General features: G+C 59.0%; 17 protein-coding genes. 11 read left to right on the forward strand and 6 right to left on the reverse strand.

Translation table 11 applies throughout. From position 1 onward, the window contains the following. Positions 1-92: 92 nt before the first annotated feature. Together ACMGG9_RS17265 and bcp are read left to right on the forward strand one after the other, a co-directional pair. Positions 93-698 (forward strand): glycine cleavage system transcriptional repressor, encoded by a 606-nt coding sequence (locus ACMGG9_RS17265; protein WP_369795937.1) that lies wholly within the window; start codon positions 93-95, stop codon positions 696-698. Positions 699-700: 2 nt separating this feature from the next. After that, positions 701-1165, forward strand: a complete 465-nt coding sequence (gene bcp, locus ACMGG9_RS17270) for a thioredoxin-dependent thiol peroxidase (protein ID WP_033635500.1) — start codon at positions 701-703, stop codon at positions 1163-1165. A 43-nt stretch (positions 1166-1208) separates the two neighbouring features. On the opposite strand, the gene ACMGG9_RS17275 is transcribed toward bcp, so the two are convergent. After that, on the reverse strand, positions 1209-2285 hold the full coding sequence (locus tag ACMGG9_RS17275; RefSeq protein ID WP_033644006.1) for an AI-2E family transporter: 1077 nt from the start codon (positions 2283-2285) through the stop codon (positions 1209-1211). A 763-nt stretch (positions 2286-3048) separates the two neighbouring features. On the opposite strand from ACMGG9_RS17275, the gene ACMGG9_RS17280 reads away from it, so the two are divergent. Both ACMGG9_RS17280 and ACMGG9_RS17285 read left to right on the forward strand, forming a co-directional pair. Next, positions 3049-3357: a hypothetical protein gene (locus tag ACMGG9_RS17280; protein WP_230328417.1), complete on the forward strand. Its 309-nt coding sequence runs from the start codon at positions 3049-3051 to the stop codon at positions 3355-3357. 30 nt (positions 3358-3387) lie between these two features. Continuing rightward, entirely contained in the window at positions 3388-3840 is a 453-nt protein-coding gene (locus tag ACMGG9_RS17285; protein ID WP_033651529.1) for a GNAT family N-acetyltransferase, read from the forward strand. A 2-nt stretch (positions 3841-3842) separates the two neighbouring features. Here the strand turns inward: ACMGG9_RS17285 and ACMGG9_RS17290 are convergent, their stop codons facing one another. Then, positions 3843-4460: a LysE family translocator gene (locus ACMGG9_RS17290; protein ID WP_033651530.1), complete on the reverse strand. Its 618-nt coding sequence runs from the start codon at positions 4458-4460 to the stop codon at positions 3843-3845. A 189-nt stretch (positions 4461-4649) separates the two neighbouring features. On the opposite strand from ACMGG9_RS17290, the gene ACMGG9_RS17295 reads away from it, so the two are divergent. After that, on the forward strand, positions 4650-5111 hold the full coding sequence (locus ACMGG9_RS17295) for an Lrp/AsnC family transcriptional regulator (protein ID WP_021504394.1): 462 nt from the start codon (positions 4650-4652) through the stop codon (positions 5109-5111). Between the two features lie 34 nt (positions 5112-5145). Here the strand turns inward: ACMGG9_RS17295 and ACMGG9_RS17300 are convergent, their stop codons facing one another. After that, positions 5146-6354 (reverse strand): NAD(P)/FAD-dependent oxidoreductase, encoded by a 1209-nt coding sequence (locus ACMGG9_RS17300; protein WP_033651531.1) that lies wholly within the window; start codon positions 6352-6354, stop codon positions 5146-5148. Positions 6355-6514: 160 nt separating this feature from the next. Further along, positions 6515-7054, reverse strand: coding sequence for an RrF2 family transcriptional regulator (locus ACMGG9_RS17305; RefSeq protein WP_033644016.1), 540 nt, complete (start codon positions 7052-7054; stop codon positions 6515-6517). 340 nt (positions 7055-7394) lie between these two features. On the opposite strand from ACMGG9_RS17305, the gene ACMGG9_RS17310 reads away from it, so the two are divergent. From ACMGG9_RS17310 to ACMGG9_RS17325, 4 genes are all read left to right on the forward strand, one after another. Then, positions 7395-8864, forward strand: coding sequence for a tetratricopeptide repeat protein (locus tag ACMGG9_RS17310; RefSeq protein ID WP_033651532.1), 1470 nt, complete (start codon positions 7395-7397; stop codon positions 8862-8864). Positions 8865-8884: 20 nt separating this feature from the next. Then, positions 8885-9238 (forward strand): arsenate reductase (glutaredoxin), encoded by a 354-nt coding sequence (arsC, locus tag ACMGG9_RS17315; RefSeq protein ID WP_033651533.1) that lies wholly within the window; start codon positions 8885-8887, stop codon positions 9236-9238. A 200-nt stretch (positions 9239-9438) separates the two neighbouring features. Then, a complete protein-coding gene (locus ACMGG9_RS17320; RefSeq protein ID WP_033644019.1) occupies positions 9439-9669 on the forward strand; it encodes a hypothetical protein in 231 nt (76 codons plus the stop codon). Between the two features lie 13 nt (positions 9670-9682). Beyond that, positions 9683-10222: a helix-turn-helix transcriptional regulator gene (locus ACMGG9_RS17325; protein WP_033644020.1), complete on the forward strand. Its 540-nt coding sequence runs from the start codon at positions 9683-9685 to the stop codon at positions 10220-10222. Between the two features lie 13 nt (positions 10223-10235). On the opposite strand, the gene hda is transcribed toward ACMGG9_RS17325, so the two are convergent. Beyond that, positions 10236-10937, reverse strand: coding sequence for a DnaA inactivator Hda (gene hda / locus ACMGG9_RS17330; protein WP_025159568.1), 702 nt, complete (start codon positions 10935-10937; stop codon positions 10236-10238). Between the two features lie 272 nt (positions 10938-11209). On the opposite strand from hda, the gene ACMGG9_RS17335 reads away from it, so the two are divergent. Together ACMGG9_RS17335 and ACMGG9_RS17340 are read left to right on the forward strand one after the other, a co-directional pair. After that, on the forward strand, positions 11210-11725 hold the full coding sequence (locus ACMGG9_RS17335) for a hypothetical protein (RefSeq protein WP_016926729.1): 516 nt from the start codon (positions 11210-11212) through the stop codon (positions 11723-11725). Positions 11726-11758: 33 nt separating this feature from the next. Beyond that, a complete protein-coding gene (locus ACMGG9_RS17340) occupies positions 11759-12007 on the forward strand; it encodes a GlsB/YeaQ/YmgE family stress response membrane protein (RefSeq protein WP_016926728.1) in 249 nt (82 codons plus the stop codon). A gap of 47 nt (positions 12008-12054) precedes the next feature. Here the strand turns inward: ACMGG9_RS17340 and uraA are convergent, their stop codons facing one another. Then, positions 12055-13344 carry a uracil permease gene (gene uraA, locus ACMGG9_RS17345; protein WP_033651534.1) on the reverse strand — a complete coding sequence of 430 codons (1290 nt, stop codon included), beginning with the start codon at positions 13342-13344 and terminating at the stop codon, positions 12055-12057. Positions 13345-13386: the final 42 nt, after the last annotated feature.

Raw genomic sequence — 13386 nt, forward strand, 5'->3', positions numbered from 1 at the left:
ACAAGTCACTCATGGTACTTTTGCTGCCTATCCAAAAGCAAGCGCACAACCGCGTTGTAAGCGCTTGGCAGGCGGTTTTTTTTATGTTTACCATGGTAACCCCATTAAGCACGACAGGAAGCGCCATTTTGCCTCAGTCAGACGAACACTATCTCGTGATTACCGCGCTCGGCGCCGACCGCCCCGGAATCGTCAATACCATCACCCGCCACGTCAGCAGTTGCGGATGCAATATCGAAGATAGCCGTCTGGCCATGCTGGGAGAGGAGTTCACGTTCATCATGCTGCTGTCCGGCAGCTGGAACGCCATCACCCTGATCGAATCCACCCTGCCGCAAAAAGGCGCGGAGCTGGAGCTGCTGATCGTGATGAAGCGCACAAACTCGCATGAAAGGCCGCCGATGCCGGCCACCGTGTGGGTTCAGGTCGAGGTGAAGGACTCGCCGCACATCATCGAACGTTTTACCGATCTGTTCGACTCCAGCCAGATGAATATCGCCGAGCTGGTCTCACGCACGCAGCCGGCGGACGGCGACCTGCCGCCGCAGCTGTATATTCAAATAACCGCCCACAGTTCCGGCGATCGGGACGCCTCAAATATTGAGCAAGCCTTCCATCGCCTATGTACAGAATTGAACGCGCAAGGCAGTATTAGCGTGGTGAACTATCCACAGCATGATGAGAAAGATGGAGAGTAGTGATGAGCCCATTGAAAGCCGGTGACACAGCGCCGAAATTTAGTTTGCCTGACCAGGACGGTGAGGAAATTAATTTGGCCGACTTCCAGGGACAGCGAGTATTGGTTTATTTCTATCCGAAGGCGATGACGCCGGGCTGCACCGTGCAAGCCTGCGGCCTGCGGGACAACATGGACGAATTGAAAAAGGCCGGCGTCGAAGTGCTGGGCATCAGCACCGACAAACCGGAAAAACTGTCGCGCTTCGCCGAAAAGGAGCTGCTCAACTTCACGCTGTTGTCTGATGAAGACCATCAGGTATCGCAACAGTTTGGCGTGTGGGGCGAGAAAACCTTCATGGGCAAGACCTATGATGGCATTCACCGCATCAGCTTCCTGATCGACGCCAAAGGCAAGATTGAAAAAGTGTTTGATGATTTCAAAACCACCAATCACCACGACATCGTTCTGAACTACCTGCAGCAGTAATTCTCACGAAGCGCAGCGGCCTGCTGCGCTTCGTCTCCCTCCGTCAGCCGGCCTTGTCTTCCACCTCGACCCGCAGTTCATCCGGCCAGGCGTGAATCACCGCCTTCACCAGCGTCGCCAGCGGTATGGCGAAAAACACGCCCCAGAAGCCCCACATTCCGCCAAACACGATCACCGACAGGATAATCACCAGCGGATGCAGGTTGACCGCCTCGGAGAACAGGATCGGCACCAGCAGGTTGCCGTCCAGCCCCTGCACCACCAGATAGGCGACGATCAGCGTCCAGAAATCGGCGCCGACGCCCCACTGGAACAGCGCCACCACCACCACCGGTATGGTGACCAGCACCGCGCCGATATAGGGGATCAGCACCGAAAAACCCACCAGCACCGCCAGCAGCAGCGAGTAGCGCATGTCCAGCACGGCGAACACCAGGTAGGTCGCCACGCCGACAATCACCATCTCCAGCACCTTGCCGCGAATATAGTTGGTGATCTGCTGATTCATCTCGTTCCAGACCTGCCCCGCCAGACCGCGATTGCGCGGCAACACGCGGCGCACCGCGTTCAGCAGCTGCTCTTTGTCTTTCAACAGGAAGAACATCATCATCGGCACCAGGATCAGGTAGATAGCCAGCGTCAACAGGCCGACCAGCGACGCCAGCGAGAATTTCACCACCGACTCGCCCATGCCGGACAGCCGGCTGCGCAGATTTTCCGCCATCATGTCGATGATGCCGGCATCCACCAGCGCCGGATAACGCTTCGGCAGCGTCGCGGCGAAGTTATAGAACTGATTGAGCATGCCCGGCAGATCGCTCATCAGATTGATGCCCTGCTGCCAGGCGGTCGGCGCGACGACGAACACCAGCAGCATGGCGACGCCCGCGAACACCAGCAGCATGATGCTCGCCGCCCAGGTGCGCGAACAGCCGATGCGCTGCAGGCGCGCGGTCGGCCACTCCAGCAGATACGCCAGCACGATGGCGACCAGCAACGGGGTCAGAATGCCGTGCAGAAAATAGAGTATGAGGAAGCCGGCGACCAGGATCACCAGCAACGCGATAGCCTGTGGATCGGTGAAACGGCGGCGGTACCACTGTAATAGCATCTCCAGCATCAGAGCGGGCTCCTCGAGATTTGACGGGCGGGCATGGCGATTCCTGTGATGGGCCTGATTAAAGCATAGATAGAACGGCGCACGTGGGGGTGTGCAAAGCACTCAGAGTACTCAAAGTTCGCCATACATCAACAGCGATTTGGCTGAATTTATCGCGCCGGTGGGCGATCGGCGCAAAAATCCGCAGACGCCGCGTCAGAGTCGGTGAACGGCCCCGGGCGGGGCCGCAGAAGATTACAGCGAGGCACTGATGGAGAGCGGCGAACCGACCGCCAATGCGAACAACAACACACAGCCGATGGCGATCGCCGCCGCCAGATCATTTTTCATTGTCCTGTCCCTTGATGATGCGTAAACCGATTATCGCCACGAACTCTGTCGGTTCTTTACGTTGAAGGCCTCTGCCGATGCACACCATTAAAAACCCCCGCCTGAGCGGGGGAGAAAACGTTCTGGTGCATCAAGTATTACAAGGAGGTCATGAGGGATTGCTAACCCTAAATGACTATTTCAAGCTAGGATTATTCCCAGAGCATGGCAAGCGATCGCGTCGAGGTTCTCCGCACTTTGAGAAAAACCTCATAAAAAAATCCCGCACGGCAGCGGGATGAAGGGATGATAACGTCATAAATTTTTTATGCGGACAATGAGGCGGTATTGTCGTCATTTGGCGACAATACCGCGCCGCTCAGGCGGTCTCAAGGGAAATCTGACCGCCGTAAGGAAATCAGAATTTCGCCAACGCACGCGATCGTGAGCCATTGTGCAGCAACGAAAAGAAATGGGATTTTCGTCAGACCGCCGCCGTGTAAAAACCGGTAACATGGTCGTCATAATCCCAAATGCCGTCGGGGGAGAGATGAACAACAAGCCATTTGAATTTGATGAGGCAATCTGCCAGGCAATTGGGCGCGGCGTGTGCGAAGTCGTGAAAATAGGGGATGAAATCAGCGTCTTCTCTCTGCTGGAAGCTATCGAGAGCTTCATCGAGCGGCAGGCGCTCAGCGAAAGTGAAGTGGCGGCGGCGGACGACGCGCTGGATTTGATCAGCGGATTGGTCCACCGCCAGTAGCGATGCGTTAACGAAAAGAAAAGGAATAGCATGACCATACCTTCCCCACTTGTCTGGCAGCGTGCGGACTATCTCGTCAGCACCGATCCCGCCCTGCTGGATCTCGATGCCATTCACGCTTTTCTGACCCGTTCCTCATGGGCGGAGGGAATCGATAAAGAAACCGTCCGCCAGTCCCTCACCCACAGCCTGTGCTTCGGTTTATATCACGAGGCCAGGCAGATCGGTTTCGCCCGGCTGGTCACCGATTACGCCACTTTCGGCTATCTGTGCGACGTGTACGTGCTGGAGACGCATCAAAAAAGCGGGCTGGGTCTGTGGCTGGCGGAATGCTGCCAGGCCCATCCGCTGATGGCGAAGCTGAGGCGAATCATGCTGGTCACCAGCACCGCCCCCTGGCTCTATGAGAAAGTGGGCTATTCGGCCATCAATCACCCCGACTTTGTCTGGCAGATCGCCCGGCCGGACATCTACCGACGGTAATGCTATTTCAACGCCTGCTCGGCCAGCAGCCCGAGCGCGATGACGATCATCGCCGCACCGGAGATGCGCCCCACCCCCTTCGCTGCCTGCGGGCGCGTGCGCAGCACGGACTGTGAACCGAATCCCACCAGCAGATACACCAGGCCGCAGCTGATCAAATGCACGGCGCCCAACGCCAGCATCTGCATCGGCACCGACCACTCGGCCCGGGCGTCGGTAAACTGCGGCAACAGCGCCAGAAACAGCAGAAACACCTTGGGGTTCAGGCCGCTAACGCACACGCCCTTGCCGGCCCAGCGCAGCCAGGAATCGGAACGCTGATCTTCACCGGCGCCGGGCACCGGCGGATGCAGCAGCATATTGAAACCGATCCACAGCAGGTAAGCCGCCCCCAGCAAGGTGAGCGCCGTCAGCGCCAGCGGATTGCCGACCAGCAACGCGCCGACGCCCGCCACTACGATCGCAATCATCAGCAGGTGGCCGAACAACAAACCGGCGACGGCGGGCACCACCACCCGGCCGCGAATGCCCGCCGAGATCACATAAGCCCAATCCATACCCGGCGTGATCACCAACAGAATCGACACCGCCCAAAAAGCGGCGAACAGAGCGAGCGTCATGCCGGCGCCCTCTCAAACGCACAGCGCCGCACCGAACAGAGAACCATCGCGTTTTCCTCGTAGAATAAGCACGGCCGCCTGGCGGCGGCCGTCAAAACCGTTCAACAGATGGCAAGAATATCCTCAAGGCGTTAAAATGTGCTTTCAATTACTTGCCTGAAATCGGCACAAGCGGGGAAATTTTTCCAAATGGATAAGATTGATCGCAAAATTCTTGCGGAACTGCAAACCGACGGGCGGTTGTCGGTGACCGAATTGGCCGAGCGGATCGGATTGAGCGTATCCCCCTGCCACCGCCGGGTGCGCGCATTAGAAGAATCCGGGGTGATCAGGGGCTACCGCGCCCAGCTCGATCCCGGCAGCCTGGGCTACAACTTCTCCGCTCTGGTGTTCGTCACCATGCGCGAAGGCGATCGCCGCGCCGTCGAAACCTTCGAAAACGCCATGGTGGACATTCCGCAGGTGGTGCAGGCGCAGCGTTTGTTTGGCGATCCCGACTATCTGCTGCACGTTATCGCCCGCGATCTGCCCGCCTTCCAGCAGCTTTACGACGAGAAGCTCTCCGCCCTGCCGGGCGTGCAGCGCCTGAGCTCCACGCTGGTGATGAAAACCGTGGTGCCGGAACGCTCTTTCCTGCCGCTGGGGAAATGACGACGGGAGCGTTGCCGCTCCCGTTCTTATCTTTTTAAGGCACAATCACGAAATCCGGATTGGCGACGGCGAACAACGCCTCGCGGTCCGCCGCCGGTGGGTAAATCCACTGCGTGTTAATCTCCTGTTTAATCTTTTTGCCTTCCTGACGGGTAAAGCGCACCTGGCGCTGCCAGCCTTCGGTATACAGCGCGCCCCAGGGGCCCAGATCCAGACAGGTCACATACTTCGGCTGGCTATACGGGTGCGTCGGCAACCCGACTAACTCCGCCGCCGCATTGTGACCGGCGACGCGGCCGAGGCTCATCGCATGCTGGCAGGTCATCAGATTGTGGTTACCGAGATCGTCGGTCGCCGCTTTCACCGTATCGCCGGTCACGAAAATGCCCGCCGCCGCCGGCGCGCGCAGGAAGGCGTCGCCGATCACTCGGCCATTAGCGTCACGTTCGCCGGGGATTTGCTCGGTCAGCGGATGCGCACGCACGCCTGCCGCCAGGATCACCGTGTTGGCGGCGATGCGCTCACCGTTCGACAGCATCACCCCCTCGGCATCGATAGCCGAAACGCGCAGGCCGGCTCGCGCTTCCACGCCGCACTCCGCCAGCGCCTGGCGAATCACCGCCCCCGGCTCCGCGCCCATTCCTGCGCCCACTTCCGGGGCGCTATCGACGATCACCACGCGCACATTCTCGTTTTGCCCCAGCGCATCGCGCAGCCGCTGCGGCATCTCCGCGGCGCTCTCCAGCCCGGTCAGCCCCGCTCCCACCACCACGGCGGTGTTGCGCGCCGGCGTTGACGGTTTGGCCGCCAGCGCTTTGATATGAGCACCCAAGCGCTGTGCGCTTTCCAGCGTATCGACGTTGAAACCGTATTCGGCAAAGCCCGGCACCGCAGGCACGGAAAGCCGACTGCCGGTGGCCCACACCAAACGATCGTAGGCCAACTCAAGGGGTTCCCCCACCGCCGGCGCCACCCTGAGCGTTTTGGCGGCGGCGTCGATACGTTCTACCGTCCCGGCCAGGTGCCGTGCACCGACGGCGGTGAGCTGCGCGGAAATGTCGGGGTTCATGTTGTCCAGCACCGCTTCATACAGGCGTGGCCGGATGGTGACCGTTGGCGTCGGCGAAACCATCAGCACCTCGATGTCGTCATGCTTACCGGCAAGGGTAATGGCGCGCATGGCGGACACGGCGGCCCAAAAACCGGCAAAACCGGAACCGGCAATCACTATTTTCTGCGTCATGGGATGACTCCTTCATACAGGGTTGACCGGGCGACGAGGCTGCCCGCAGTTTTTTCGGATGAACGGCGCCGTTCCGCTCCCGTCGCAGGGTGCAGAAGGACCGCCCGCCCCTTCCGAAGAGGCGGGAAAAAATGTGTTTTGTTTTAAAGAAAGGCGGAGTTTAGGTCTTGGCGCGAGCCGTTTTGCCGCTGCGCGCGGTGCGTTCCGTCATGCGCTCGTCGAGCCAGATGTTGACCTCGCCGAAGAAGCCCTGTGGCGCCTTGCGGCCAAAACGGGCAGCGACGTCGCCGAGGGTTTGCGCCGCCAGCGCATCGCGCATCGCCTTCTCCGCCTGCAGCATCACCGCATGGATAGCGCATTTGCCGGAGACCGCCCATTCCGGCGGGGAATCATCGAACACCGCACAGCGCCCGCGCACCTCCTGGCAATCGAACAGCGGCTTGTGCCCCTCGATGGCGTCGATAATCTCCAGAAAGCTGATCTCTTTCGCCGGACGGGCCAGCCGGTAACCGCCGCGCACCCCTTCACTGGCGGCGACGATGCCCGCCTTTTCCAGCTTGGGGAAAATCTTGGCCAGAAAGCTGGGGGAGATCCCTTGCAGTTCGGCGAGTTCGCGGCTGCTGAGCGCGCGCTGGTTATCGCCGACCAGCCACAGCAGGCAGTGGATGCCATATTCAACGCTGGTTGTGATGTACGCCATATGTCCGTTTTTGACCGTCAGTAAACCTTCAATAACGCAGACTATATGAGTCTGCGTTTATCTTGTCAATAAAACACGGACTAACTTTATCCGCGTTTTATTGAAGTTCCGTCTCGCTCCCGACGGAGAAAACGCCCTTCGAAATGAAAAATAAAACTTTTTTGCCCTATTCGCCCCCGGCTAACGTTTCCTTGTCGCCTGCCGCTGACTATGATGTGATGATTGCCGTCGCGGCGGTTTGTGATCCGCCGCACTTTCACGCGGATCGCGCCGTGGGAATAAAGAACTCTTGTCTGCTGCTGACGTCTTAGAAATGATTATTTAAGGGAAACGCCTGACTATGACCAACCGGTTGACCAAAACCGCGTTAGCGGTGCTGTTGCTCGGCACGTTGAACGCCACCGCCCTGGCGCCAGCACAGGCGGAAAGCCAGGACCAGTTGCCGGATATGGGCACCTCCGCCGGCGGCACCCTGAGCATCGGACAAGAGCTGGCGATGGGCGACTTCTACGTGCGCCAACTGCGCGCCAGCGCCCCGCTGATCAACGATCCGCTGCTGAGTCAATACATCAACCAACTGGGCAACCGGCTGGTGGCCAGCGCCTATTCGGTGCGCACGCCGTTCCATTTCTATCTGGTGCGCAACGACGAAATCAACGCCTTCGCCTTCTTCGGCGGCAACGTGGTGCTGCATTCCGCCCTGTTCCGCGTCAGCGACAATGAAAGCCAGCTGGCCTCGGTGCTGGCGCACGAAATCTCGCACGTCACCCAACGCCACCTGGCGCGCGCAATGGAAGATCAGCAACGCAACGCCCCGTTGACCTGGGTGGGCGCACTTGGTTCCATCCTGCTGGCGATGGCCAACCCGACCATGGGCATGGCGGCGCTGAGCGGCACCATGGCCGGCACCCAGCAGGGCATGATCAGCTTTACCCAATCGAACGAACAGGAAGCCGATCGCATCGGCATTCAGGTGCTGCAGCGCGCCGGTTTCGATCCGGAAGCGATGCCCGACTTCCTGCAGAAACTCTCGGATCAGTCGCGTTACGCCTCCAAGCCGCCGGAAATGCTGCTGACGCACCCGCTGCCGGACAGCCGTCTCTCCGACGCGCGCAACCGCGCCAACCAGATGCAGAAACACATCGTGCAGTCTTCGCAGGATTACCTGATGGCCAAGGTGCGCGCACTGGGCATGTACAGCTCGGAAGGCTATGGCCTGAATGAAGAGCTGCTCGGCTCGCTCAGCAAGGGGAACGTGCGCGAACAGGCGGCCGCCAAATACGGCCGCGCCATCCTGTTCTATGAAGCGAAAAAATACGACGACGCGCGCAATATCATTCAACCGATGCTGGCGCAGGATGCGAAAAACGTCTGGCTGATTGACCTGATGACCGATATCGATCTCGGCCAGAAACGCGCGCCGCAGGCCATCGCCCGCCTGCAGGCGGCCAACGCCGCCCAGAACAACAACCCGGTGTTGCAACTCAACCTGGCCAACGCCTATGTCGAAGGCAACCAGCCGGCGCAGGCGTCGAAGATCCTGAACCGCTATACCTTTGCCCATCCGGACGATCCGAACGGCTGGGATCTGCTGGCGCAGGCCAGCGCCGCTCAGGGGCTGCGCGATGAAGAGCTGTCGGCCCGCGCCGAAAGCCTGGCGCTGAACGGCCGGCTCGATCAGGCTATCGGCCTGCTCAGCAATGCCAGCTCGCTGCAAAAACTCGGCAGCCTGAAACAGGCGCGCTACGATGCGCGCATCGACCAGCTGCGCCAACTGCAACAGCGCTTCCGCCAATACCAGCGCAGCTGATTCAACAAGGAATGAACGCCATGAAAAACGTCACGATTTACCACAACCCGCGCTGCTCCAAGAGCCGTGAAACCCTGGCGCTGCTGGAACAGCACGGCGTCGATCCCAAGGTGGTGCTGTACCTCGAAACGCCCCCTACAGTCGATGAGCTGAAAAAGCTGTTGAAGGAACTGGGCTTCACATCGGCGCGCGATCTGATGCGCAAAAAAGAAGATCTGTACAAGGAATTGAAGCTGGCGGACGAAAGCCTGAGCGAAGAGCAACTGCTGGCGGCGATGACGGCGAACCCGAAACTGATCGAACGCCCCATCGTGGTGAAAGGCAGCAAGGCGCGCATCGGCCGGCCGCCGGAGCAGGTGCTGGAGATTTTGTAATCGTCCGGCAAATCTCTTATTGAACCGCAAAATACCAATAGCCCTGAACAGGGCTATTTTTAATTAATTGTTATATAAATACTTTTCATCATCACAGTCTTCTTCCGCTGCTATGCTGCGCAAACGCCAAATCTCTCGGTGAAACAGCCGTTGACAATCGTCAACACCCCACCTACCCTGATCGCATCACTGGACGAGCGATGAAAAAACACCCAGACAAGCACATTCAGGCGGCATTAGCTTACGCCCTTTCTCAGGGTTGGCATTTTCGGCCCAGCAAGGGGCACGCATTTGGCCGACTACATTGCGCCTTTGCCGGGCATCAAGAACATATGATGAGCATCTGGAGCACGCCAAAAAACCCAGAGGTACATGCCAAACAGATTCGGCGCAAAGTCGATCACTGCCTGGCGCTGTCGCAGAAAAAATAACCGGAGAATCACCATGACGCTCTATCATTTCTCATTGACGCTGGATGGGGTCACCGCCGATACCGCCGGGCTGGAAGATGCGCTGTATGCGGCGGGATGCGATGACGCGCTGATCTGTTTCTACGGTAAAGCCGTTTACCTGGAGTTCGATCGAGAAAGCGATAACTTTGCGCACGCGATTTGCAGCGCCATCAGCGATATTGAATCCGCAAATATCGGCGCCAAGGTGATATCGGTGGACTCCAGTCTGGTGGGATTAAGCGATATTGCCGAGCTCACCGAACTGTCGCGTCAGGCGATCGCCATGCTAAAAGACGGAACTCGCGGCCCCGGCGGCTTCCCTTCCCCCATTCAACGGCTCGGCGGCGCCTCACCGCTGTGGCGCTGGGCTGACGTGGCGGCCTGGTTGGCACAGCAGGGGAAAATCGACCCACGGCTTGCAGACAATGCGCAGTGTCTGGAACATATCAATCTCGCTTTGCAACTGCGAAACGATCGGCAACGCCAGCAGGTTGAGCACTACTGCTCCCTGCTGGAACACGCGGAAAAATAGGCAGATTAGCCCGTTACAGCCCCAGGATCTCTTTAACGAACGGGATGGTAAGCTTGCGTTGGGCGGTAATCGAGGCGCGATCGAGTTGATCGAGGGTCATAAACAGCGTGCGCATCTCGCGATCCAGCCGTTTCAACAGGAAGCGGCCCACGTCTTCCGGCAGCTCGAAGCCGCGCAGTTTGCCGCGCAGCTGCAGCGCCAGCAGTTTCTCTTCGTCCGACAGCGGCTGCAGCTTGTAGATCTGCCCCCAGTCCAGGCGCGAAGCCAGATCAGGTAAACGCAGGTTCAGCTGACGCGGCGGACGATCCCCGGTGATGAACAAACGGGTGCGGCCGGTTTCCAGGATGCGGTTGTAGAGGTTGAAGATCGCCATCTCCCACTCTTCGTCGCCGGCGATGCATTCGATATTGTCGATGCAGACCAGCGCCAGCTGCTCCATGCCGTCCAACACTTCAGGCACGAAGTAGGCGCGCTTGTCGAGCGGCACATAGCCCACCGCTTCGCCTTTCTGCGAAAGCTCGGCGCAGGCCGCATGCAGCAGATGGCTGCGCCCGCCGCCTTCACGCGACCAGAAATAGATATAGCTGCCATGTTCCTGACGGACGGCGGATTGGATCGCGGCTAATAGGGATGGGTTCTCGCCCGGATAAAAACTGGCGAAAGTTTCATCATCGGGAAGATAAAGTGGCAGTGAAAGCTGTGCCGGCGTATTCAGAGAAGCACCTCAACCAAAACTGGCAGAAAAACGTGGGCAGTTTAACACAGAAAACGGGCGCTGTTGAACCGGCAGGATCTTATGCCGCAATAGTGAACAATGCCTAAGCGCTGCTTGATCGGCGGCGGCGCCCGCCGAGGCAAGAATTATCCGATATCATTCCCTAACTCCATGCCTGCGCAGGTTAAATTTGTAATTTAAGTAAAATCTGACCTAGTATAGGTAGGCTAAATGCAATCACCATCAACAAGGTTTCTGCAAGGATATAGACGATGAAAGTATGGAATAAAGTGCTGTTGGCCTCCTTTATCGGGTTGTTGGTTGCCGGCTGTGATGACTCCTCCAAGGTTGACGCCAACCTGGATAAAGCCAAAGACAGCGCCGAGCAGATGAAAGACGCCGCCCAGAAAAAAGCGGACGATCTGACGGACAAAGCGAAAGCGACGGCGGATGAAATCAAAAAAGAGGCCGCCACTCAGGCGGATCAGCTGAAAGACAAAGCTTCGGCGATTAAAGAAGACGCCGCCAAGCAGGCGGACGCCATCACCAACGACGCCAAGGCCAAAGCCGCCGCGATCAAAGACGACGCAGGCAAACAGAGCCAGCAGTTGGTGGATCAGGCCAAGGCCATCAAAAACGACGCCATCAACGGCGCCAACGATCTGACCGAGCAGGCCAAGGCGAAGACCGAAGCCATCAAGAACAGCGCCGAAAACAAAGCGCAAGAGTTGAAACAAGAGACCGATGCGGCGGTGAACGGCAATACTCAGCCGGCCACCCAGCAGTAAGCTATTCTCAGCCACCAAAGAAAGGAGCAGTAAATGGGGATTATTTCCTGGATTATCTTCGGCCTGATCGCCGGTATTTTGGCTAAGTGGATCATGCCCGGCAAAGACGGCGGCGGCTTTATTCTGACCGTCGTGCTGGGGATCATCGGCGCCGTGGTCGGCGGCTATATCAGCACCTTCTTCGGCTACGGCAAGGTTGACGGCTTCAACTTCGGCAGCTTCGTGGTGGCGGTTATCGGCGCCATCGTGGTGCTGTTCGTGTACCGCAAAATTCGCAGCTAAGGCGAATGCCATAAGTCAAAAGGGCAGCCCCTGGGCTGCCCTTTTCGTTACTTCTGCTCCGCCGATTCGTCCGGCGCGTCAAGCACCTCTTCTTCCTTGCGGAACAGGCTGATGACCTTGAACAGCAGGCTCAGGCCAATGCCGACGATGGTCGCCAGCGCCATGCCTTTCAGCTCCGCCGCGCCGATGTGCACCTTGGCGCCGCTCACGCCGATGATCAGGATCACCGAGGTCAAAATCAGGTTCTGCGCTTTGTTGTAATCCACTTTGGATTCGATCAGCACGCGAATGCCCGAAGCGCCGATCACACCGTACAGCAGCAGCGAAACGCCGCCCATCACCGGCACCGGCACCGCCTGGATCGCCGCCGCCAGCTTACCGATGCAGGACAACAGGATCGCCAGCACCGCCGCGCCGCCGATCACCCAGGTGCTGTAGACCTTGGTGATGGCCATCACGCCGATGTTCTCGCCGTAGGTGGTGTTCGGCGTGGAGCCGAAGAAGCCGGAGAATACCGTCGAGATGCCGTTGGCGAACATCGAGCGGTGCAGGCCCGGATCGCGGATCAGGTCTTTTTTTACGATGTTGGCGGTCACCACCAGGTGGCCGACGTGCTCGGCGATCACCACCAGCGCCGCCGGCAGAATGGTGAAGATGGCGAACCACTCAAAGCGCGGGGTGTAGAAGGTCGGCAGCGCGAACCAGTGCGCCTCGCGGATCGGCGTCAAATCCACCACGCCCATGAAGAACGACAGCGCATAGCCCACCAGCACGCCGATCAGGATCGGGATAATCGCCAGGAAGCCGCGGAACAGTACTGAACCGAGCACCGTGACCGCCAGCGTCACCAGCGAAATGGTGATGGTGGTCGAGTCGGCGCTGGCGCCTTCCGCCGGCAGCAGCCCCGCCATATTGGCCGCCACGCCCGCCAACTCCAGGCCGATGACGGCGACGATCGCCCCCATCGCCGCCGGCGGGAACATCACGTCCAGCCAGCCGGTGCCGGCCTTTTTCACGATCAGCGCCACCAGGCAGAACAGCACGCCGCACATGATGAAACCGCCCAACGCCACTTCGTAACCGAGCGGCAACAGCAGCAGCACCGGCGAGATAAACGCGAAGCTGGAACCGAGGTAGGCCGGGATCTTGCCTTTACAGATGAACAGATACAGCAGCGTGCCGATGCCGTTGAACAACAGCACGGTCGCCGGGTTGATCTTGAACAGGATAGGCACCAGCACGGTGGCGCCAAACATGGCGAACAGGTGCTGGAAGCTGAGCGGAATGGTCTGGAGCAGCGGCGGGCGCTCGCTGACGCCGATGGCGCGACGGGTCATGTGTGCTTTTCCTCGGTTTATTGGTTTTATAGGTTTTAGTCA

The organism is Serratia sp. BNK-10 (assembly GCF_047456065.1).
In the GTDB taxonomy this organism is placed as follows: domain Bacteria; phylum Pseudomonadota; class Gammaproteobacteria; order Enterobacterales; family Enterobacteriaceae; genus Serratia; species Serratia ureilytica.